We start from the raw sequence: 23070 nt of genomic DNA, 5'->3' as shown, positions 1-23070 counted from the left end.
CCACCGCTTGTGCGGGCCCCCGTCAATTCCTTTGAGTTTCAGTCTTGCGACCGTACTCCCCAGGTGGGATACTTATCACTTTCGCTTAGTCACTGAACCGAAGTCCAACAACTAGTATCCATCGTTTACGGCGTGGACTACCAGGGTATCTAATCCTGTTCGCTCCCCACGCTTTCGTCCCTCAGCGTCAGTATATACGTAGTAGACTGCCTTCGCAATCGGTATTCTAAGTAATATCTATGCATTTCACCGCTACACTACTTATTCTATCTACTTCCATATAACTCAAGTCAATCAGTATCAAAGGCAGTTCCATCGTTGAGCGATGGGATTTCACCTCTGACTTAATTGACCGCCTGCGGACCCTTTAAACCCAATGATTCCGGATAACGCTCGGACCCTCCGTATTACCGCGGCTGCTGGCACGGAGTTAGCCGGTCCTTATTCTTACAGTACCGTCAAGGATCTACACGTAGATCGGTTTCTTCCTGTATAAAAGCAGTTTACAACCCATAGGGCAGTCATCCTGCACGCGGCATGGCTGGTTCAGAGTTGCCTCCATTGACCAATATTCCTCACTGCTGCCTCCCGTAGGAGTCTGGTCCGTGTCTCAGTACCAGTGTGGGGGATAATCCTCTCAGACCCCCTACCTATCGTTGCCATGGTAAGCCGTTACCTTACCATCTAGCTAATAGGACGCATAGTCATCTTGTACCCATAAATGTTTAATAGTGTTCCGATGCCGAAGCACTACATTATGGAGTATTAATCTTCATTTCTAAAGGCTATCCTCCTGTACAAGGCAGATTCTATACGCGTTACGCACCCGTTCGCCGGTCGTCATCTATGCAAGCATAATGTTACCCCTCGACTTGCATGTGTTAAGCCTGCCGCTAGCGTTCATCCTGAGCCAGGATCAAACTCTTCATTGTATATTTTAAATAATATTAATGAATAAGTTTCAAAAGAATTTAACTTCGTTAGAAGTTGTGGTTATTCTACTCTTATTTACGCTGTCAATTTCAATATTTTCAATGAACCTAGTTCTTTTTTAAAAAAACCAGAGATAAGAATAATCTTATCATTTTTTGTAGAAACGTTAGAATCGAACTAACTGACTTTAAATTGTCATTTCCAAATTTCTTTAATCGTTACGCTTTATGAAAGCGGTTGCAAATATACATTCTTTTATTTGTTTTAAACAAATTAAAATTAACTTATTTTTTACATTTTATTAAAATGATACTTAACGATATTTTAAGGAACAGTTGTTAACTTTTAAACTTGCGTTTTGTTGTTAGCGGTTGCAAATCTACGTCCTTTTATTGGACTGACAAGGGGTTTTATTTGTTTATTTTAAAAGTATTTTATTAATCGCTGATTACTAGGAGATTGATTTGTGTGTTTTTTTATCTTTTATGTTCTATTAGTTTTAAAAAGTAGGATTCTGCTAAAATTAGCACGTATTAATATCTGAAATTATGGTTTTTTGGCCTGTTAAAAGTGGTTAAAAACAGCTTCGAATGTTTTGTTTTGCTATTTTAGTAATAGATTTTTATTTGTTTTTTTGATTTTAAGACTGATAAAGTTCTCGATACTATTTTTTTGAAAGAAAAAAAATCACTCGAACTGACAGTTTATTTTCGTTAATAGGAATTTGCTTCCGATTTTTAGGCTGATTTCTGGGGTTCTCATTTTGATGCGATGCTGAAATAAATTTAGCAGGATGTTTTGAATTACCTAAACAGGATGAAAATCATTAGAACTGACAATTGTTCTTCGTTAATGGGAATTTCGTTTTGAATGCTCCAAACAAGAACAAACCTCACAGGTTTTTAAAACCTGTGAGGTTTAAGTTTTACTGCTCGAAATGATAGTATAAACTTTGCCTAAATTATAGTTAAGTTCTCGAATTATTAAAAAAAGTACAAATGCCTAGCCCCGATTGATGCTTTGTTTGAGCTCTTTTTTTGATTTTTCTTCAAAAAAAAGCGAGTGCGGAAAGCGGGTAATTGCTTCTAGAAAAAAAATCAATAAAAAAACCCTCAATTAGAATTGAGGGTTTTAATGAATTTTAGTAAAAACTAATTAACTATTTCTACTACTTATATGAAATTCTTCGTAGGTTTCTAACAAACTCATAAGCGCAGAAACTAAATCTTGTGTTTCTAATAAAACACTAAAGTATAATGTAGTGTTTTTAGGGCTTGTTTCGTCTGTTCTAATACGTGCTACTTGCTTTTCAATAGAATTAGATACGTCTTTTAATAACTGTTTCTTTTCATTAATAATTAATTCTAAATTATCAAAACTTCTATTGTCGAAAGTAGTACTAATATCGTCTAAAAGCTTAGAAAGCGTATTATCAATACTCTTTAAATCAGCTAATTGCCCTGATTTTAAATTTTTATGATTATTATTAACGTGTTTAAAACTAGCTCTAGAAATATAACTAATAGATTGTGCAACATCTTGTAAATAACCTAATACTAAAATGTAGAATCTACTAGCTTGTACCGAGGTTTCATCTAATGATTTAATAAAGTAGAAAACGCCATCTTTTAACCCGTCAATTTCATCGTTTAATTTGGCTACGTGCTTATCTGTTTTACGTAACTTGTTTAAATCGTGTTCCGCTAAATCATTTACAACATTGGTATATAATTTATTTACACGACTTGCTACTCCTGCAATATGATCGGCACTTTCTTCAATTACTCCGTTAATGGTAATTAATTCTGCGCGTTCTATATGGATTTGCTTTTTTTCTTCTTTTGATTTTTTTCTGTGGATTAATGTGTTTCTTGTTATTAAAAATATTACTACTAATAATAATACAGGAATCATTACCATACTCCAACTAATTAAATAAGCGATAATTCCTGCTGCTGCAAAAGCTATTATTGCAGTTAAAAACCATCCTCCTACTACATTAATTACACCCGCAACTCTATATACTGCGCTTTCACGCCCCCAAGCTCTATCGGCTAAAGAAGTACCCATTGCTACCATAAATGTTACATAAGTTGTAGATAATGGTAATTTCATTGAGGTTGCTATTGATATTAAAATACCTGCAACAATTAAATTTACTGCTGCTCTTACTAAATCAAAAGCAGGCATTTCGTATGTTTTATCTTTAGATAAATCTATAACTGGTTTTTGAAATTTAGCATCGACAAAAGCAAGTGTTTTTGCTGGAACTACTTTACGAATACCAGCGTTAATTAACATGGCTATTCTAACAACAATTCTTGATAATGGATTTGGTTGAAATTTTTCATGCCCTTCTCCTTGTCTTGATAAATTAATACCTGTTTTTATAACGTCTTGTGCTTTACTAGAGGTCCATAAAGTGACTACCATAATTGCTCCCGCTACTAATAATAACCATACATTAGATGGTACTTTTTTTGCTAAAATACCCATTGAAAATGCGTCTGCAGAAACTCCTGAAGCTTTCCAAGCATCATAAGAGTTTAATGCCGCAATTGGTACTCCAACAAAGTTTACTAAGTCATTTCCTGAAAAAGCCATTGCTAATGAAAAAGTTCCTATACCAATAATTAGTTTTAAAATATTTATTTTAAATACACTAATTAAAAATTGAGAAATTAAACTCCACACTACAAAACTTCCTGATATAATTAACAAGGTGTTTCCTTCTATAGAGCCCTTAATATCAGCATACCAAGGTGTACCTTTCATTCCTTTTATAATGATAAAGTAAGTAATTGCAGTAATTGCAAAACCACCAAATAAAGCACTTATATATGTTTTTCTTTTTGCGAAGTTAAAGCTATATATTAATCTTGATATAAACTGAACTATTGCCCCCACAGAGAATGCTACCACTACCGAAAGTAGTATTCCTTGTATAATTTCTACTGCTTTTTTATGGTTAATGTAATTCCAAATATCGGCAAATGATTGTGAATCGTTTGCTGAAATTTTTAGTAATGATATACAAACAGCTGCTCCTAGTAATTCAAATACAATAGAAACCGTTGTAGATGTTGGCATCCCTAGGGAGTTAAAAATATCAAGTAATAAAACATCGGTAATCATCACTGCCATAAAAATAAACATGATGTCTTGAAACATAAACATGTTCGGATTAAAAATCCCTTTACGAGCAACTTCCATCATACCACTCGAGGTTACGGCTCCAAAAAATACACCAACACTCGCAATTATCATAATATTACGAACCCGAATAGCTTTTGAACCAATTGCTGAGTTTAAAAAATTTACAGCGTCATTACTCACACCTACTACTAAATCGATGATAGCTAAAATAGCTAGCCCGATTAACATCAAAATATATGGATCTCCCATTTTTGGTTTTTATTTTTTTTTGCGAAATTACAAACAGTACTATACTGCCTATGTTAGGTTTATGTTATTTTTTTAAAAGTGTATGTCTATTTGTAAACGATACACTAGCTTATTGCTACTATTAACTACGTCTAAATAACTGATATCTGTCTGTACCTTAAGCTTATGACCTACTATATATTTTGACACGCCTAAGGTATATTGATTCTCTAAATTTCTTTTAGTAATTTTGTCTAAATCAATATTGGTGTAACGCCCAGATACTTCCCAGTTTTTTGCTAATAAATAAGCTGCTTGTAAATTTAAACCACTACCTATCTGAACAATAGCTCCTGTTGAAGTTCCGTCAGAATTTCTTGCAATAGGATTTTTAGCGTCTCTATAGGCGTATTCACCCATAAAAGAAAATCCTCTATATTTAAACATTGCATCAATAAATAAGGTTGAAATATCCGTTTTATGGTATATTCTGTCGGCTAATTTATGGTCTTTACTGTTATCAATATACATATAAGCTCCCTGATTACTTCTGTTTTTAACGGCATTATTGTTAAAATCATAACTCGTACCAATAGCTAATTTTGGCGTTTCTTCTCTTTTTAAATCACTTCCTTTATAATCGCCTTTACTTTTAAAATTTCCGAAAGGTAAAAATTCTAAACGTGCCGTATATTGATGCCCTCCAATATTTCCAGTGGTAATATTTCGTCCTTCTCCTTGTGCTATCGATAAAGTTTCACGAACAACAAAAGTATCTGCTATTTTAAAATGATGCCTTAATTGCAGCCCCATATCTCTATCGATATTAAAACGTTTATTTAATAAAGATCTATCTACTCCTTGAAGGTTTCCAGAAGAAACAATTCGTTCTCTGTTTCCTGGTAATTTAGTTTGCCCTAACCATAATTCAAAATTTTGATAAAAATTCCATTTTAAAACAGCATCTAAAATATATCGAGGTGCATTATTTGTAAATACCGATGCACCGCCAATATCTTTATTAGAAAGTCCTAATTCGACTTTATAGCTTAATTTTGGGGAAAATGCAAAACCATTAAATTTTAAACGAGCTCTTCTTATTAAAAATGAAGATTTTGGGTTTGATAAACCATTAGAATTTGAATGCCATTGTGCTGTTGTTAAAAACTGTACTCTTGCTCCAATATTCATTGACCAAGAGTTGTAATTTCCTTTTAAATTAAAGAGTCCTTTACCAAATTTAGGAGCATTTGATTCTTGTGTATAGGCACATGATAACACAAGCATGCTTACAATTGTAAATGCTATTTTTATGTTCATTAGTAGGTATTAGTTTTTGTCGATGCAAAGAACCATTACTAATGTTAACTTATCGTAAACACGATGTTAAATAAAAAAACTGCCTTGATCAGAGGCAGCTAGCCTAATAAAATAGTCGACAAAAACTAATATTTACCCAATGGCTTATTTCTCATAATAAGAGATACCAAAAATATTCCATTACATACAACTTGATATTAAGAGAGGTTTACTAAATTGTTACTTATGCTTTAAATGTATTTCTAAATAGGTTCAGTTATTTTTATTACTACTGTAATTATTTAATAAATAACTTATAAAATTAACTAATTAGATACAATCCTTTAATAAAAAACACCTCTAAAACACTTATTTTCGATGACATTTTTTCTGATTTTGGGCTTATTTTTTTCCTACGGATGAAAAATCATCTTGCTCTTTTACTTCCCATTGAGAATTATTGGTAGTTGTGCCAGCGCTTGTATCCCAAGTAATATTCCCTTTAACCACGCTCGATTTTCTAATTAAAGTATGATTTTGAGTCGCATTTTCAATACCTGCAACCGCCCAACCTTTGCCAGGATCTTCTCCTAATAAACCGATTACATCTATAACAGTATCGTTGTTTTTTAAAACAAGCGCATCATCACCATTAAAAGAAGCTACCGATGAGCTACTAGTTCCATTGTTTTTAATAACATCTGAAGCTCTCGAATTATAGATTACCAATACGCCACCTTTCGTTAAAACAACATTTACCAAACTACTTAATGCTAAAATTTTAGGCTTATCTGTTGATCCATTAATATGTAATTCAATCGTGTAATTAGACAGGTCTATATCGGTATTTGTACCATTGTAAATTTCAATATATTTGTTATTACTTGACCCTTCGGCATATTCTGAAAAGAATAAATCGCCCGTTGGTGCCGGATTAATTGGCGGAGGAATAACCACAGGCGTACATCCGTAATTTTCAGTAAAATTCACATCCAATTCGTCTCTGATATATAATTTAACACCATTATTTTGGGTTATTATTCCTGTAATAGCCCCTTTTTTAGTGCTGACTAAATTATTAGCAAACACAGCTTCTTTTTCTACGGATAAAAGCGCTAATTCATTTTCACAATTAGTAGTTAGCATGTTTTCACCTTGATAATTTTTAGTAATATCTTTAAACTGAACACCTTCAATTTTAACCAACTTACTTTGATAAACACCCGATAAAGCCTCTTCAAAAGTAATAGTTTCGGGCGTTGGTAATACGCTTGGTTGTGAGCTTATTATATTTGAATTTTCAACGTTTAAAGTAAGTACGCCATTTGGATTGGTTAATTTTAATCCGCCAACGGCTATTTCTACTTGATCGCCTATATTTAAGTTATGAATCGCTGTAAAATTTAATAAAATTCCTGCGGAAGCATCTTGTGCAAAAGCATTTTTAGTTGAAATATTGCCTTTAGAAGCATCCGAAGTTATACTTATTTTTAGTTTTAAATTATCAGAAATTACGGTTTCTTCTTCTTTAAAAAAAGCTTTTATCGTAGCAACATCAGCAAGTGTAGGATTATTAAAACAGCCATATTCTTCTGTGAAATTAACATCCGAAGTATTTCTAATCGTTAGTATTTTTTCACTTTCTAACATGGTAAAAACCCCTGTAATACTTCCTTTTTTATCAGGAATTAACAATCCTTTAAAATCTGAAAAAATACTATTTCTGAAAATTATTTTTTGCAATGAATCACAGGAAATTAATGTTCTATCAATTGAATAATTGACACTTCCTGCTTTTGGCCAGGCATATTGTAAACCTTTTGTTTCGGCTTGTATTTTATTAATTTTGATTAAAATATTTTGATGTTTTTCATTTAATTCACTTATTTTCAAAAGAACAGGCGTAATTTTTGCAATTTCAGCACCTCTGTCTATAAAACGAACATAATCGTTTACCCCAATTCTGTCAATGCCATTCCCGAAGCTATTTCGAACACCTATTTGATAACTTCCGTCTTTACTTTTACTTAAAAATAAACCTTTTAGTTTGATAAAAATTTTACGCCCAACAGCATAGCGTTCATGTAAATTGGTAGCGTTAATTTTCATTTCAAAACCAATTGTTGGGTTTTCAGGTGCATCTTGAATAAAGATAGATTTAAAAAAATTTCCTGACCTATCACTAGAAACCACATAGCCCGATGTTGTTAGTTCTTCTTTAATTTCAACCAAACTCCCTTGATATAAACTAGCAATTTGCGTTAATGATTTTAAATTTTCGTATTCTTTTTCCACTGATAAAGTTGGAAGTGAAAAATCGTCATCTCCTACGCAAGAAGAAAAAGGCACTACTATAAAAATGATAAAAACCAGGATACTTAGCTTAACTATTTTCATTTTTGATGTTTTAATTTTTTGAATTTTTAGAAGTATTTTTAAAACCTATAATTGATATTCAGGAAATAACTCGCCCCTCTTCCGTACCAATATTTTGTACCAAAAACAGGTGTTCCATTAGTATTATCAGTACTTTCTAAGCCATAATTAGCGGTTCGTCCCTGCTCGTATCCGCCTGTTTTATAGGCTTTATTTAACAAATTACTAACGCTTGCAAAAAAACCGATGTACTTATTTTGACCAACCCGCCAGGTTTTACCGCCAATGGCATTTAAGGTAAAATATCCGTCAAATTGTTCTTGAGTTAATAGTTTTTTAGCCAAATCGGCATCATAATTTGGGAAAAGCTGAGTATCATCTGAAATAAAAGAAGTCGTTCTTTTTATCGCCGAAGGAGCAACATATATTTTATCTAAATAATTACCTGTTAGCCCTACAAACCAATAATCAGGGTCTCGATAATCAAAACCAAAAGAATAACTTCTTTGCGGTCCTGAGGCTATTTTATAATTTTTAAGGCTTGCTTTTCCGTAGTTTTTGATACCTCTTTTATCAAAACCTGCCTTTTGTGAATCGGCACTTATTTCTGATGCTAACGTAATGTTTGGATTATTAGCATAAATATAGTGTCCTAAATTTGCGGCTGCCCGTAAGTTAAACGTTGATAATATGGGCGCTTCAACACCTAATTCGACACCTAAATGTTGCTTATTTATTCCTGTTAAAACCTCTTGAACAAAAAGATTCTCAGAACCTGTAAAATAAAAAGCAATATTACTAGCGTCTTTAATTGTAGTATAATATCCTGTAAGTTTTGCTTTTAAAAAGGGCATTCTTACAATATAACTGGCATCAAAAGTGCTTATTTTTTCATTTAATAAACGACTAACCGAAGCAACAGTTAAATTATTTGATCTTGAATTGGCAAAAGAATTTCGAATTGAAGGTGCTTTACTAGTATAACCCCCGTTAAAATTTAACAAATGCCGTCCTGAAATTTTATAAGTAGCCCCCGCTTTTGCGCCATAGCCCATAAAATTTAGCTTTTCAGAATATCCTAATGAGTTTGGAATTTTGATATTTGTAATATCACCAGGATAAATACCATTTTTAAACAAACCTTTTCGCTGATAACTGCTACTATTAACAGTTCCTGCGATAAAAAAATCTACTTTATTATATTTAAATTGTAATTGCACAAAACCGCCATATACTTTTGCCGCTATTTCATAATTATATTTAAATTTATCGCCAACTTTTGCTATTTTATTGGGGTGTAATAAGTCATTTTGATAATCATCTTCACCTAAATTTCCGAATTTATTGATATCTACATACCCCGTTGCGCCAAATAAATCAACAATACGTGCATAATTTTCAGAAGACAATATCGTATAATCTAAACTACCACTTAAGGTAATATTCTCATTTATTTGGGTATTTAGAATTGTTTTAAGGCTTAATTGAGTATCATCGGTACAATCTTCATAAAGTGAAAACAAGGCATTATCGGCAGTTTTTTCATTTCCTACATATAAATTTTTCCAATTTAGCTGTCCATCATTTTGAAAATTCACTAATGATTTATAGGCATTTTCAAAATCTTTACCGTAATAAGAATCTTTTAAAAAATAATTTGGCAATTTTCGATAATAAGTAGGGTTTGGATCATTTCCCCCGTTAAAATCAAGACGAGAATTGCCCATTTCTCCAAATTGATACGCAATTCCTGTTTCTAAAGTCGTTTTATTTGTCATATTCCAATAATGATTTAACATCAAAATAGGTTCTTCAATTCTTTTTACGCGTGCATTTCTAATTTTCCCGTTTTGATAGCCCCAATACGGATTGTATTTAATGCCCTTAATATCGTACACTTCTTGTGTATTTGCGGCAGATTTCCCTCTGCTATTTTTAGCATAAATAGCCGTGGTATTGATACTATGATTTTCATTTATTATTTTTTCTAAAGAGATAAAAAAGGAGTTTGCGTTATACATTGTACCGTTAATAAATCCTTGGGATGCCGTTCTTTTACTTGCTGATGCGGTAACTGCCCAGCCATTTTTTAAAATCCCTGAAGCATACATTGCCATAAAACGATGGGAATAACTTCTGTTAGAAGAAGCGTAGGAAATTCGGGCACTTTTTCTATAATCAGAAGCTCGAGTATTCATATTTGTTGCACCTAAAACACCGCCAAACGTATAATTTGAAGGCGATAAACCACTGCTAAAATTTTGATTTCGCAACACATCATTCAAACCGCCCCAATTACTCCATTGCGGACGACCGTTGTATAATTTATTCATTTCAAAACCATTGATAAGCACTTTTGAATTTTCAGACGCCAGCCCTTTAATACTATAAAAAGAAGCACTCCATTCGTAGGCGGCAGTTCGTAAATAAACATCTTTTGATGCCTGTAATAAACCTGCAATATTATCGGCCGTATTTGCATCATCGCTTAATTCATCATCTGTAAGTATAATAGTGCTTAAATCTTGGTATTGCGTAGTGGCTTCATATAAAAAAATAGTCCCTAAATTTATAGAATTGTCAGATACTTGCAACGGAAAAGTTTGAGTCTCAAACCCATTTAATGATACAGAAAGGAGTTGATTTCCTTTGGGTAAATTGTTTAAAATAAAAGTACCATCAACAGCAGTTGTACTGGTAATAGCTGTTTTTTTTATATGGATGCTAACGCCCGACAATGCTATTTCAGTATCGGCATGTACAAGGATTCCTTTTACACTATTTTGTGCATTTAAATCAAATAAACTTAAAAATAATAATAAAATTGTTATTGTAAATTTCTTCATAAATAACCCTTTACATATATTAAACCACTAGTACAAAACACCTTAGATTATAGCGTGTAAATTAAGCAGTATAGCTATTTTATTTGTTAAGCTATTATTAATAAATTTAGGTGTTTTTCATTACAGTATTTTTAAGCTTAAAATTTGATTTATTTTTGATGTAAAATTTCTTATGATGAAAAAAATAATAGTACTTACAATTATGCTAGTTATTAGCTTATTTTCTGACATACTATATGCTCAAAAAAAATATAAAATAAGAACTATTGGTTTTTACAATCTTGAAAACTTATTTGATACGATTAATGATACTTCAAAAAATGATGAAGCAAGCCCTATCATGGCTATCAAAGGAAATAAACAAAAGATTTATTGGGATAAAATTGATAAACTTAGCAGTGTTATTTTGCAATTAGGGGCTGAAAAAACAAAAACAAGCCCTGCTATTTTAGGTGTTGCCGAAGTTGAAAACAAAAAGGTTTTAGAAGATTTAATAGAATCGAAAAATCTTAAAAATAAAAAGTACGGCATTATTCATTTTGATTCTCCTGATAAACGAGGTATTGATGTTGGTTTATTATATCAGAAAAGATATTTTAAACCGATTCATTATGAAGCTTTCAATCCTCGTATTTATAAAAATAATAAAAAAGTTTATACCCGTGATATTTTGTGGGTTGCCGGATATTTAGATGATGAATTGATTCATATACTTGTAAATCATTGGCCGTCTCGCAGAGGTGGCGAAGCAAAAAGTAGGCCTTTACGAGAAAAAGCAGCCTACAGAGTTATCCAAATTATTGAAAAAATTAAAATAAATGACCCGAGCCCTAAGATTTTAATTATGGGTGATTTTAATGATGATCCGATTAATAGTAGCTTTAAAAAAGTTTTAAAAACGGTAGCGAAAAAGAAAAATTTAAAAAAAGAAGATCTTTATAATCCTTTTGAAAATATGTTTCGCCGAGGGTTTAATACTTTAGGGTATCGCGATAATATTAATTTATTTGATCAAATAATTATCAGCAATAAATTAGTTTCTTCTAGTAAAAGAAAAAAAGATTTTACGAGCTTTAAGATGTTTAAAACAGGGGTTTTTAATAAGCATTTTTTAACACAAAAAAAAGGGCGCTACAAAGGCTATCCTTTTAGAAGTTTTTCGTTTGGTAAATACAGCGGCGGCTATAGCGATCATTATCCTGTTTATATGTACTTAATTAAAGAAGACTAATTTTGTTTGATAAAAAAGATTGAGCTTGTAGAAATACAAGCTCCTATTTTTTAATTTTTACACAAATCGTCTAAATAGTTATTCATGCGCATTTGAAATAATGTTCCTTTCAATAAATCATCTATTTGCCCTAACTCAATATGTGATACTGCCATGCTTACTTTATCTGACGGGGTTTGTAGTAAAATAGATTTACAGTTATTTCCCCTAGTACAAGTAGCACAGTTTTTTTGACTTTTAGAATCGAGAACTTTTTCTAGAAATGATTCAATTTGGTTTTCGTTTAAATGAAAACCTGTATCTCTAAAAATTATTTGAATTAAAGTGTTCGTTGTGTCTTTCCAACAAAATGAAATACCTATTTCATTGTCGTATATTTTTATAATGTTTTCCATAGTTAAAGTTATTACGGCAACAAATATACATCTTATTTAGATTTACTCTAAATAAAATTAACGCTATTTTTAGTACTTATTATAAACAAAAAAAAGACACCTTAATAAGGTGTCTTTTTTTAATTATATATTTTAGAATGTTTTATTTCAACTTCTTCTTAACTGCAATTTCAGTATAAGCTTCAATAACATCTCTTTCAATAATATCGTTGTAACCTTTTATCTGAAGACCACAATCGTATCCTTTTGTTACTTCTTTAACATCGTCTTTGAAACGTTTTAATGAAGATAAGAAACCATCATGAACTACAATACCATCTCTAATAATACGGATTTTAGCATCTCTGGTTACTTTACCATTCATTACCATACATCCTGCAATATTACCAACTTTAGAAATTTTATAAACTTCTCTAATTTCAATATTACCAAGAATTTCTTCTTTCATTTCAGGAGACAACATTCCTTCCATGGCATCTTTAAGATCGTTAATAGCATCATAAATAATAGAATATGTTCTAATATCTACTTCTTCTCTATCAGCAATTACTCTTGCATTTGCTTGTGGACGTACATTAAATCCAACAATAATTGCATCTGAAGCTGTTGCTAATAATACATCAGATTCTGTAATTGCTCCAACTCCTTTATGTAAAATATTTACTTGAATTTCTTCAGTAGATAATTTCTGGAAAGAATCGGTTAAGGCTTCTACAGAACCATCTACATCTCCTTTTAAGATAATGTTTAATTCTTTGAAATCTCCTAAAGCAATACGACGACCAATTTCGGCTAAGGTTAATGTTTTTTGAGTTCTTACAGATTGTTCACGTTGTAATTGAGAACGTTTTGCAGCAATTTGCTTTGCTTCACGCTCATCTTCAAATACATTAAACTTATCACCAGCTTGTGGCGCACCGTCTAAACCTAAAATTGATACTGGTGTAGATGGCCCTGCTTCTTTTACTTTATTTCCTTTATCATCAAACATAGCTCTAACTTTACCACTATGTTTTCCTGCTAAAATATAATCTCCAATTTTTAAAGTACCTGCTTGTACTAAAATTGTTGATACATATCCTCTACCTTTATCTAATAAAGCTTCTACAACTGCTCCTTTAGCATTTTTATTAGGATTTGCTTTTAATTCTAATATTTCAGCTTCTAATAATACTTTTTCAAGTAATTCTTCAACACCTTGCCCTGTTTTAGCAGAAATTTCTTGCGATTGAATATTTCCTCCCCAATCTTCAACTAATAAATTCATAGCTGATAATTGTGTTTTAATATTATCTGGGTTCGCATTAGGCTTATCAATTTTATTGATAGCAAATATAATTGGAACGCCAGCTGCTTGTGCGTGAGATATTGCTTCTTTTGTTTGAGGCATTACATCATCATCGGCAGCAACTACAATAATTACTAAATCGGTTACTTGAGCTCCACGGGCACGCATTGCTGTAAAGGCCTCGTGACCTGGTGTATCTAAAAAGGCAATTTTTTGTTCTCCAACTGGTACAGCGTATGCACCAATATGTTGAGTAATTCCTCCTGATTCACCTTCAATTACATTCGCTTTACGAATATAGTCTAATAACGATGTTTTACCATGATCTACGTGACCCATTACCGTAATAATTGGCGCACGGTTTATTAAATCTTCAGGTTTGTCTTCAACTTCTTCAATAGACTCTTCTACTTCAGCTCCAACAAACTCTACTTTATAATTAAATTCTTCAGCAACAATAACTAATGTTTCAGCATCTAAACGCTGGTTCATTGTTACCATCATTCCTAACATCATACATGAAGAAATAATGTTTGTTACAGGAACATCCATCATTGTAGCAACTTCACTTACAGTAACAAACTCTGTTACTTTTAATATTTTGTTATCTAACGCTTGAGCTTCTAATTCAGCTTCGGTATGTTCTCTGTGAGCATCTCTTTTATTTCTACGATACTTAGCACCTTTACCTCTTTTAGACTTACCTTGAAGTCTTTCTAAAGTTTCACGTACTTGTTTTTGTACTTCAGCTTCAGTTGGTTCTTCTTTTTTAACGGCTGGTCTTTGGGCTCCTCTACCTCTAAAAGGTGTACGATTTCCACCACTTCTATTTTGAGCAGGTCTAACTGTTCTAGTAGTTCCTGGTTTTGTAGAAGTTCCTGGTTTACTAATACGTTTACGCTTTCTTTTATCTGCGTCTGTTTTAGCATCAGGTTTCTTCTTTTTAGGACGTTCAAATTGTTTTAAATCAATTTTAATTCCTGTAATTTTAGGACCGTCTAATTTTTTATACTGTGTTTTTAATTTCACAGCATTTTCGGCAGTAATTTCAACAGGTTTCTCTGCCTTTACATCCTCTGGTTTTGTTTCCGCTACCTTTTTTACTTCCTTAATATCTATTTTCTTAGGTGTTTCTGCTTTCACAACCTCGGGCTTAACTTCTTTAATCTTAATTTCTTTAGGTTCTTGAACCTTAACTTTAATTGGTTCTATTTTCTTTTCAGCTACCTTTATAGTTTGTTTTTCAACAACTTTAGTTTCTTGAACAGGCACTTCTTTTTTAGGTGTTTCTATCACCACTTTTGGTACTTCTTTTAGAGGCGTAGCTGGCTTTTTATTTTCTACTGATTTTCCAGTTTTAATATCAATTTTCCCTACGGTTTTAACCTCTAATCTTTTAGCTTTGGCTTTTAAAACTTCTTGTTTTTTAGCTTCGTCTTCTACTCTTTTCTTCTCCTGATCTTCCTCTACACGTAGGCGATTAGCTTCTTTTTCCTTACGCTTTTCTTCGCTTACTTCCTTAGAGGCTACTTTTTTAGATTTATCTGTTTGAAATCCATCAAGTAATATTTGATATTCCGCATCAGAAATTTTAGCAGTAGGACGTGATTCTACTTTATGACCGTTTTTAGCCAAGTGTTCTACAGCTCTATCTAAAGAAATGTTAAATTCTCTTAATACTTTATTAAGTCTTATTAATTTGTTGCCTTCAGCCATAAATTATTTTATACTTTATATTCAAAAAACACACTTTACACGTTAGTATAGTTACGTTTTTTTTCTTTGGTTATCAGATTTTGTATTGATTATTATCAATTTTTCAGGATACTGATTTCCTTTATGTTGATTATTCTTCAAATTCTTCTCTTAGAACTCTCTGAACATCTAATATTGTTTCTTCCTCTAAATCAGTTCTTTGCACTAACATTGAAACATCTTTTTCAAGTACGCTTTTCGCAGTTTCTAAACCTATTTTATTAAATTCGGCAATTACCCAGTCTTCTATTTCATCAGAAAACTCTGTTAACTCTACATCTTCTTCTTCTAACCCTTCACGTTGCACATCAATTTCGTACCCTGTTAACTCACTTGCTAACCGTATATTTACTCCTGAACGACCAATTGCTTTTGATACTTCTTCTGGTTTTAATAAAACGCTTACACGTCCTTTTTTACCATTTTTCTCTTCTTCGTACGGCTTAATATCTACAGAAGTTACTTTTGCAGGACTTAAGGCTCTTGCTACAAATAACGATTCATTTTTAGTGTAATTGATTACGTCAATGTTTTCGTTTCCTAATTCACGTACAATTCCGTGAATACGAGACCCTTTTACACCAACACAAGCTCCTACAGGGTCAATTCTATCATCGTATGAATCTACGGCAATTTTTGCTTTATCACCAGGAATTCTTGCAACACCTTCAATTGTTATTAGTCCATCAAAAACTTCAGGAATTTCTTGTTCAAACAACTTCACTAAAAATGCTGGTGAAGTTCTTGATAAGATAATAGCAGGTTTATTTCCTCTTAATTCTACCGATTTTATAACTCCACGAACAGAATCTCCTTTTCTAAAAAAGTCTGAACGAATTTGCTCACTTTTAGGTAAAACAATTTCGTTTCCTTCATCGTCTAACAAAATTACGGCATTATGACGAATATGGTGTACTTCAGCACTATAAATTTCTCCTTCTAAATCTTTAAATTGCTTAAATATGTTCGTGCTGTCGTGTTCTTGTATTTTAGATATTAAGTTTTGACGTAAAGCTAAAATAGCACGTCTTCCTAAATCTATTAATTTTACCTCTTCAGATACGTCTTCACCAATTTCAAAATCTGGCTCAATTCTTCGTGCTTCAGCAAGTTCTATTTCTTCATTATCATCTTCAGAAAAACCGTCTGCTACTACAATTCTATTTCTCCAAATTTCTAAATCTCCTTTATCAGGATTAATAATTATATCGAAGTTTTCATCTGATCCAAACCTACGTTTTAATGCAGCACGAAATACTTCCTCTAATATAGACATTAGAGTTACTCTATCTATACTTTTATTATCTTTAAATTCTGAAAATGACTCAATTAACGCAATATTTTCCATTTCATTCTCTTATTAAAATATGATCTTCACTTTTGCTTCACTAATATCTTGATACAACAAAACCATTGTTTTTTCTACCGTATGCTTTCCTTTACCTATTGGTTTAGGCTCTCTTGCTTTCCAAAACAGGGTAATATCGTTATCTGTTACTTGAATTAACGTACCTTCAAATTCTTCGGTTGTTGTTTTAACCTTTAAAATTCTGTTTATATTCTTTTTATACTGACGCTTAACAGTTAAGGGGTGTGCAATATCTGGTGTTGTTACTTCTAAAGAAAAATCTTCATCTTCTCTATCTAAATTATGCTCTATTTTTCTACTAATGCGCATACATTCGTTTAAAGGGACTCCTGAATCACCATCAATAATTACTTTTATTTTACTGTTTGCTAAGAATTGTAAATCAATTAAATATAATGATTCATTTTCTAATAATGCTTCGTTTAATAATTCTTTGACTTTGTCTTGATTCATGCTAAGGTATAAAAAGAGGGGACTCTCGTCCCCTGTATCAATCTAATTAATAAATTTGGTGCAAATATAGTAAGTTATTCATTAACTTACAAATGTCTTTTCGTTTTCTAATTCAGAATAATTTTCGTAATTTAACAGCAGTATCTATCTTTAAATCTTTTAATTATGAAAAAAATATTACTTCCTATCGATTTTTCTAAGCATTCTAAATATGCTGCTAAACTAACTGCTAAAATAGCAAAAAAAACAGACGGTGAAATACACTTAATTCATATGATTGAACTACCTACCGGTTTTAAAGGTATGGGGTCTGGTGCTAATATTAGCATCCCTGAAAGCATGCTATACATTAAGATGATTAAAGAAAAATTACTCGATTACAAAAATACTTTCTTTGCTGATTTTGACAATGTATATCATTCAATACGTTTTCAAAATCCGTATGAAGGTATTCGTGATTATTCTAAAAAAATCAATGCCAATTTAATTGTTATGGGCTCTAAAGGACAAACAGCTTTAGAAGAAATTATAATTGGATCTAACACTGAAAAAACAGTTCGAAATTCTGAAATACCTGTTATTATTACTAAAAAAGATAACGATAATTTTAAATTGAAGAAACTTGTTTTTGCTTCTTCTTTTGAAAATAAAGAAGCAAAAGCATTTAAAGGTTTCCTAGAATTTGCAACAAAGTTTAAATGTAAAATTTACTTATTAAAAATTAACACTCCCGATAATTTTGAAAACACAAGTGATTCAAAAAAGAGAGTTGAAGCTTTTATTGAACCTTACAAAATAGTGGGGCACACCATAAAAGTATATAATGACACTTCAATACAAGAGGGGATTTTAAATTTTTCAAATGAAAATAACGTTGATTTAGTTTCTTTAGCAACACATGGAAGAAGTGGTTTATCTCAGTTTTTCAATGCTAGTGTTTCTATTGATTTATCTAAAAATGTATTAAAGCCAATACTTACTTTTAAGGTATAGTAATAACAAATAAAGTGATGTTAAGTTTTTCAAGTCCCCCCTTAACTTTTTTTACTTTGTTTTAAATTACTCAATCCAATAATCTGCTACCCAAGGTGCAGGACGAACATACCTATACCACTTACCTCGACCTCCTTTTATCGCATTATGAGGGTTGATTTCTCCATGAAAAATAATAATTTTAGCTCCTTCAGGAATTGTTGGTTTTTTCCAAAAAGCTAAAGGAAATCTTGAAACACAATCATACTTAAAACTAGGGCACCATTTTTTATCCCAATATTGAAGGCTTGAATTATCGTTAATACTATGTGTTAAATACTCTTGTTCATTTCGATGAATTTTTCTTAATTCGTCAAAATTTTTGATAAAATCATTAAAAACATAGCCATGTTTTCCTATTTCAAACCTATAAACAGAAGAGTTTCCTGTTATTCTCCAGGTTCTCCAACTATGGTCTTTGATAATTCTGAAAGAACCCTCAACGTCAAAAAAGCAATCAATTTTATCAACAATAACAATATCTAAATCTAAAAATAAGGCAGTTCCTTCAAGCCCGTATAAATCATCTTTAAGTGTTGTTAATTTTTTCCACATTCTTTCAGGTATATCTGTACGGATATTCATTTCGGGAATATCATAACAATCAACATCGTTGATAATTCCTGTGCTATCATCAGTAAAACAAACCATTTTAAAATCATATGATAAATTCTTTTTTACCATAGCATGTAGTCTGTTTACGTATTCAGGACCGTACAACGTACCCCATTTCATGCAAAATATATACTTCATTCCTGTATTCTTATTACTCATAATGTACTGTTTTTTTTAAGCAAATCTTCTTTCAATAATTTCAAATAATCTCGCTTCGTGCATCTCTTTACCTGACCAATTATAGTCTGGTTTTATCATTTGATTGATAAAATTTTTAGCTTCTACTTCTGTTTTGAAAGTATTGAGCTGCGAAATTACTCTATTAAAATCATTTTGATTGCCATTAAACAAATGTCTTACAAAAACAATTCTATCGTTTAGGTCTATTTTAATAGTACTTTGCAAGAAATCGTTTAACGATTTTTTTGCTGGTGCTTTTTCAAATAAATCAGCCATAATATCAACAGAAATTGTTCCATCTAACTCTTCTTCAAGGGTTTTTGTTTTTAACTCCTCAATATTCCCTTTGTCATTTTCAACTTCGTTATTAGGTTCAGATAGCAAACGAGCTATTTCATCGAAAGGTTGTTCTATAATTTCTTCGACAGGCTTTAAGTCAATTGGTTTTTCTGATTTTTCTTCGGATATTAAATCAATCGATTCTTTTAAAGTATCCTTTACCGATATAGCCTCCTTTTTTTCGGCTATTTCTTTTGTTTTTTTAACGAATACTTCCTCAATCTTTTCCTCAAATTTTTCATCAAGTTTTTTTGTTGTTTTCTCTTGAATTTTTTCAAAAGGACTTGCTAAATGATTTTTAACAGAGGTATCTTTAATAATTTTACTATCAAAAACAGTAGTATCAGCAATTTTTGTTTCAATTATCTTATTTTCAGAAATTTTAAACTTAGGAGTCTCATCAATTTCTTCTTCTAAATGATAAACAACGGTTTCTTGTTTTAATAAAGAAATTTCAAGGTCTCTTTTTTCAATTTTAGTCCTAGTTTTCTTTTGCTCCGCTAATAAAACATCACTCAATAATTCTTCTTTTGATTTCGAAGGATTAGGCGTATTATTTATATACTCTTCTATATAAACTAAAACCGAAAGTTTTTCATAAACCTCATATGCCTTCTGCTTTAACTCAAACACATCTTCCTTATTTTTCATCTGTAAAATAGCGTGTGCTAAACTGGTTAAATCTGACGCTAGCTTTTTGTGCATAAGTTGTTCTTTTGATTTTAATTTTTACTGTTTAATTTTAATAAATTTGTTCTTTACTCGAAAGTAAGACAAAAATCAATAATTAGCGCCTAAAAATACAAAATGTTTCTCGAAAATACAGTAAATCATACAGGGCAATTTGGTTGGATTGAAGTAATATGTGGTTCAATGTTTTCAGGAAAAACTGAAGAATTAATCCGCAGACTTAAACGTGCCGAATTTGCAAAACAACGTGTTGAAATTTTTAAACCAACTATAGATACTCGTTATGACAATCAACAAGTAGTATCTCATAATGCGACCAAAATTAGATCAACTCCCGTTCCTTGTTCTTCCAATATCTTATTACTAGCAAACAATGTTGATGTTGTTGGTATTGATGAAGCACAATTTTTTGACTCAGGCATCGTTGCTGTTTGTAATGAACTAGCCAATAGAGGTGTTCGAGTTATTGTGGCAGGTTTAGATATGGATTTTAAAGGAAATCCTTTTGGCCCAATGCCCGCTTTAATGGCTACCGCAGAATATGTTACAAAAGTACATGCTGTTTGCACACATACGGGTAACTTAGCACATTATAGTCATCGAAAAGCAGCCAGTGATGACCTTGTTTTATTAGGTGAAGTACAAGAATACGAGCCTTTAAGCAGAGCTGCTTATTACAAAGCTGTGCAAGAACAACATAAAAAGAACGAAAATTTATCCGATGAATAATCATGTAACTATTTTAGAAATTGATGCAAAATCAATTGAGTATAATCTTGCTTTTTTTAAGCAGAAACTAAATCCTGACACTAAAATTTTAGCTGTTGTAAAAGCTTTTGGATACGGAAGTGAAGCTACAGAAGTTGCCAAATTAGTACAAGATAAAGTTGATTATTTTGCCGTAGCATATTCAAATGAAGGAATTGTTTTGCGAGAAGCAGGGATTAAAACACCTATTTTAGTATTACATCCGCAGCTTCAAAATTTAGAAGATATTGTAAAATATAGACTAGAACCAAACTTGTACAATTTTAAAATATTTGATGCTTTTTTAAAATTGGCAGATGAAAAACCTTTAATGAATTACCCTATTCATATTAAATTTAACACGGGTTTAAATAGATTAGGGTTTTGGCATACCGATACACCAAAGCTTATTTCTGAATTAAAAAAATCGAATAATGTTAAGGTAGAATCTATTTTTTCGCATTTAGCTGCTAGTGAAGACCCTAATGAACAAGAATTTACCATCGGACAAATTAATAACTTTGCTTATATTGTAAAACAAATTTATGAACACTTAGGCTACAAACCGATGATTCATATTTTAAACACCTCAGGCGTTGTTAATTACCCACAAGCCCAGTTTGACATGGTGCGTATTGGCATTGGTTTATATGGTTTTGGAAGTAATCCTAAAGAAACTGCTCAATTAAAAAACACTCATAGTTTAAAATCAATTATTTCACAAATTCATCTTATTCAACCTGGTGAAACTGTTGGTTATAACCGTGCTTTTGTAGCAAATAAACCTACCCGTAGCGCAACAATCCCTATTGGTCATGCCGACGGAATTTCACGTAAACTAGGTAAAAAAGAAGGCTTTATTTTTATCAACAATAAACCAGCGCCTATTATTGGAAATGTTTGCATGGATATGATTATGGTCGATGTAACCAATATTGATTGCAATGAAGGTGATGAAGTTATTATTTTTAACCATCAGCAACATATCGAATACATTGCCCATAAATGTGAAACCATTCCGTATGAAACACTTACCGCTATATCTCAACGTGTAAAAAGAGTGGTTAAACACTAATTTTTACTTATAATTGCAAAGTATTAACTATTAAATCAAAAAAACATGAGTATGCTTAAGGAATTTAAAGAGTTTGCAATGAAAGGTAACTTAGTCGATATTGCTGTCGGTTTTGTGATGGGTGCTGCTTTTAAACAAGTAGTAACTTCTTTTACAGGCGGAATTGTATCTCCATTAATCGGGTTATTGTTTAATGCTGACTTTAAAGATTTAAAATACATCGCTAAAGAAGGTGTTGCCGATGCAGCAGGAAAAGTAACTGGTGAAGTTGCGATTCTTTATGGTGAATTTTTAACTAACATTATTGATTTTATCATCGTTGCTTTTGTAATGTTTATGGTTGTAAAAGGTGTGAACGCTTTAAAGAAAAAAGAAGTTCCAGCTCCTGAAGCTCCAAAAGGACCAAGTCAGGAAGATTTATTAGCTGAAATTAGAGACTTATTAAAAAAGTAATATAACCACTAACTACTATATTAAAGGCGATAAAATTATTTTTATCGCCTTTTTATTTGATAAAAAATAAGATATTTTACTTTTCTACAAATATTCTAAATGATTTTTTAAGATAAATTTATTCGAATATTGAACAAGTATTATTATCGCTTCCTTAAATTTGCTTGTATTAAAAAAACAAAATATGGCTTCACATACAGTTACAACAGTTTGGAAAGAAAACATGCAATTTGAAACCGACAACCCTAGCGGGCATAAAGTTTTTATAGATGTTGGTGAAGAAAGTGGTGGAAAAGGCGAAGGTTTAAGACCCAAAGCTATGATGTTATCAGCATTATCAGGCTGTTCAGGCTTAGATATTATTCCTCTTTTAAACAAAATGAGAACTTCAATAACTGACCTTAAAATGGAAGTTACTGGCGAATTAACAGAAGAACATCCTAAATATTATCATATAGTTACTGTTGATTATCATTTTTATGGAACTGATTTAAATGAAGATAAAATTAATAAAGCAGTACAATTATCTGTAGATAAATATTGTGGTGTAATGGAAATGTTTAGAAAATTTGCCGAAGTAAAAATTACATCTCATTTTCATAATCAATAA

16 protein-coding genes and 1 rRNA gene (1 of these 17 running past the window's edge) are annotated in these 23070 nt (G+C 31.5%); 6 read left to right on the top strand and 11 right to left on the bottom strand.

Going from position 1 to position 23070, the window contains the following annotated elements:
- From ABNT14_RS00970 to ABNT14_RS00950, 5 genes are all read right to left on the bottom strand, one after another.
- A 16S ribosomal RNA gene (locus tag ABNT14_RS00970) occupies nt 1-932 on the bottom strand (it extends 586 nt beyond the left edge of the window).
- A 1156-nt stretch (nt 933-2088) separates the two neighbouring features.
- The gene (locus ABNT14_RS00965; RefSeq protein ID WP_101901916.1) at nt 2089-4338 is read right to left on the bottom strand and encodes an inorganic phosphate transporter; all 2250 of its coding nucleotides are present in this window, start codon (nt 4336-4338) and stop codon (nt 2089-2091) included.
- Nucleotides 4339-4410: 72 nt separating this feature from the next.
- On the bottom strand, nt 4411-5637 hold the full coding sequence (locus ABNT14_RS00960; RefSeq protein ID WP_101901914.1) for a porin: 1227 nt from the start codon (nt 5635-5637) through the stop codon (nt 4411-4413).
- Nucleotides 5638-6018: 381 nt separating this feature from the next.
- Nucleotides 6019-8013: a DUF5689 domain-containing protein gene (locus ABNT14_RS00955; RefSeq protein WP_101901913.1), complete on the bottom strand. Its 1995-nt coding sequence runs from the start codon at nt 8011-8013 to the stop codon at nt 6019-6021.
- Nucleotides 8014-8051: 38 nt separating this feature from the next.
- Nucleotides 8052-10838 (bottom strand): carboxypeptidase-like regulatory domain-containing protein, encoded by a 2787-nt coding sequence (locus ABNT14_RS00950; protein ID WP_101901911.1) that lies wholly within the window; start codon nt 10836-10838, stop codon nt 8052-8054.
- Nucleotides 10839-11013: 175 nt separating this feature from the next.
- Here ABNT14_RS00950 and ABNT14_RS00945 point away from each other — a divergent pair, with 175 nt between their 5' ends.
- Complete coding sequence (locus ABNT14_RS00945) at nt 11014-12069, top strand: endonuclease (RefSeq protein WP_101901909.1); 1056 nt, start codon at nt 11014-11016, stop codon at nt 12067-12069.
- A gap of 50 nt (nt 12070-12119) precedes the next feature.
- Here ABNT14_RS00945 and ABNT14_RS00940 read toward each other — a convergent pair whose 3' ends face one another.
- The 4 genes from ABNT14_RS00940 to rimP all read right to left on the bottom strand — a co-directional run bounded on the left by ABNT14_RS00940 (nt 12120) and on the right by rimP (nt 17329).
- The gene (locus ABNT14_RS00940) at nt 12120-12464 is read right to left on the bottom strand and encodes a hypothetical protein (RefSeq protein WP_101901907.1); all 345 of its coding nucleotides are present in this window, start codon (nt 12462-12464) and stop codon (nt 12120-12122) included.
- Nucleotides 12465-12606: 142 nt separating this feature from the next.
- Entirely contained in the window at nt 12607-15468 is a 2862-nt protein-coding gene (gene infB / locus ABNT14_RS00935) for a translation initiation factor IF-2 (protein ID WP_101901905.1), read from the bottom strand.
- Nucleotides 15469-15598: 130 nt separating this feature from the next.
- Nucleotides 15599-16855 (bottom strand): transcription termination factor NusA, encoded by a 1257-nt coding sequence (gene nusA / locus ABNT14_RS00930; RefSeq protein WP_101901903.1) that lies wholly within the window; start codon nt 16853-16855, stop codon nt 15599-15601.
- 12 nt (nt 16856-16867) lie between these two features.
- On the bottom strand, nt 16868-17329 hold the full coding sequence (gene rimP, locus ABNT14_RS00925; RefSeq protein WP_101901901.1) for a ribosome assembly cofactor RimP: 462 nt from the start codon (nt 17327-17329) through the stop codon (nt 16868-16870).
- Between the two features lie 165 nt (nt 17330-17494).
- Between rimP and ABNT14_RS00920 the strand changes: the two genes are divergently transcribed.
- Complete coding sequence (locus ABNT14_RS00920; RefSeq protein ID WP_101901899.1) at nt 17495-18322, top strand: universal stress protein; 828 nt, start codon at nt 17495-17497, stop codon at nt 18320-18322.
- Between the two features lie 66 nt (nt 18323-18388).
- Here the strand turns inward: ABNT14_RS00920 and ABNT14_RS00915 are convergent, their stop codons facing one another.
- On the bottom strand, nt 18389-19135 hold the full coding sequence (locus ABNT14_RS00915; protein ID WP_101901897.1) for a glycosyltransferase: 747 nt from the start codon (nt 19133-19135) through the stop codon (nt 18389-18391).
- A gap of 15 nt (nt 19136-19150) precedes the next feature.
- Nucleotides 19151-20200: a hypothetical protein gene (locus ABNT14_RS00910; protein WP_101901896.1), complete on the bottom strand. Its 1050-nt coding sequence runs from the start codon at nt 20198-20200 to the stop codon at nt 19151-19153.
- A 102-nt stretch (nt 20201-20302) separates the two neighbouring features.
- Here ABNT14_RS00910 and ABNT14_RS00905 point away from each other — a divergent pair, with 102 nt between their 5' ends.
- The 4 genes from ABNT14_RS00905 to ABNT14_RS00890 all read left to right on the top strand — a co-directional run bounded on the left by ABNT14_RS00905 (nt 20303) and on the right by ABNT14_RS00890 (nt 23070).
- Nucleotides 20303-20914: a thymidine kinase gene (locus tag ABNT14_RS00905; protein ID WP_101901894.1), complete on the top strand. Its 612-nt coding sequence runs from the start codon at nt 20303-20305 to the stop codon at nt 20912-20914.
- Complete coding sequence (gene alr, locus ABNT14_RS00900; RefSeq protein WP_101901893.1) at nt 20907-22007, top strand: alanine racemase; 1101 nt, start codon at nt 20907-20909, stop codon at nt 22005-22007. The genes ABNT14_RS00905 and alr overlap by 8 nt, the downstream gene beginning before the upstream one ends.
- A gap of 51 nt (nt 22008-22058) precedes the next feature.
- The gene (gene mscL / locus ABNT14_RS00895) at nt 22059-22460 is read left to right on the top strand and encodes a large-conductance mechanosensitive channel protein MscL (RefSeq protein WP_198912915.1); all 402 of its coding nucleotides are present in this window, start codon (nt 22059-22061) and stop codon (nt 22458-22460) included.
- Nucleotides 22461-22644: 184 nt separating this feature from the next.
- Nucleotides 22645-23070: an OsmC family protein gene (locus ABNT14_RS00890; protein ID WP_101901890.1), complete on the top strand. Its 426-nt coding sequence runs from the start codon at nt 22645-22647 to the stop codon at nt 23068-23070.

It is taken from the genome of Tenacibaculum dicentrarchi (assembly GCF_964036635.1).
Taxonomy (GTDB): domain Bacteria; phylum Bacteroidota; class Bacteroidia; order Flavobacteriales; family Flavobacteriaceae; genus Polaribacter; species Polaribacter dicentrarchi.
Note: the sequence above shows the minus strand (reverse complement) of the source record. Positions and strands in the feature narration are given on the sequence as shown.

Coding starts and splice junctions, on each gene's coding strand:
- ABNT14_RS00955 (WP_101901913.1), bottom strand. CDS start 8,013: ATGAAAATAGTTAAGCTAAGTATCCTGGTTTTTATCATTTTTATAGTA.
- ABNT14_RS00945 (WP_101901909.1), top strand. CDS start 11,014: ATGAAAAAAATAATAGTACTTACAATTATGCTAGTTATTAGCTTATTT.
- ABNT14_RS00890 (WP_101901890.1), top strand. CDS start 22,645: ATGGCTTCACATACAGTTACAACAGTTTGGAAAGAAAACATGCAATTT.
- rimP (WP_101901901.1), bottom strand. CDS start 17,329: ATGAATCAAGACAAAGTCAAAGAATTATTAAACGAAGCATTATTAGAA.
- ABNT14_RS00910 (WP_101901896.1), bottom strand. CDS start 20,200: ATGCACAAAAAGCTAGCGTCAGATTTAACCAGTTTAGCACACGCTATT.
- ABNT14_RS00940 (WP_101901907.1), bottom strand. CDS start 12,464: ATGGAAAACATTATAAAAATATACGACAATGAAATAGGTATTTCATTT.
- ABNT14_RS00960 (WP_101901914.1), bottom strand. CDS start 5,637: ATGAACATAAAAATAGCATTTACAATTGTAAGCATGCTTGTGTTATCA.
- nusA (WP_101901903.1), bottom strand. CDS start 16,855: ATGGAAAATATTGCGTTAATTGAGTCATTTTCAGAATTTAAAGATAAT.
- ABNT14_RS00950 (WP_101901911.1), bottom strand. CDS start 10,838: ATGAAGAAATTTACAATAACAATTTTATTATTATTTTTAAGTTTATTT.
- ABNT14_RS00965 (WP_101901916.1), bottom strand. CDS start 4,338: ATGGGAGATCCATATATTTTGATGTTAATCGGGCTAGCTATTTTAGCT.
- ABNT14_RS00915 (WP_101901897.1), bottom strand. CDS start 19,135: ATGAGTAATAAGAATACAGGAATGAAGTATATATTTTGCATGAAATGG.
- ABNT14_RS00905 (WP_101901894.1), top strand. CDS start 20,303: ATGTTTCTCGAAAATACAGTAAATCATACAGGGCAATTTGGTTGGATT.
- infB (WP_101901905.1), bottom strand. CDS start 15,468: ATGGCTGAAGGCAACAAATTAATAAGACTTAATAAAGTATTAAGAGAA.
- alr (WP_101901893.1), top strand. CDS start 20,907: ATGAATAATCATGTAACTATTTTAGAAATTGATGCAAAATCAATTGAG.
- ABNT14_RS00920 (WP_101901899.1), top strand. CDS start 17,495: ATGAAAAAAATATTACTTCCTATCGATTTTTCTAAGCATTCTAAATAT.
- mscL (WP_198912915.1), top strand. CDS start 22,059: ATGCTTAAGGAATTTAAAGAGTTTGCAATGAAAGGTAACTTAGTCGAT.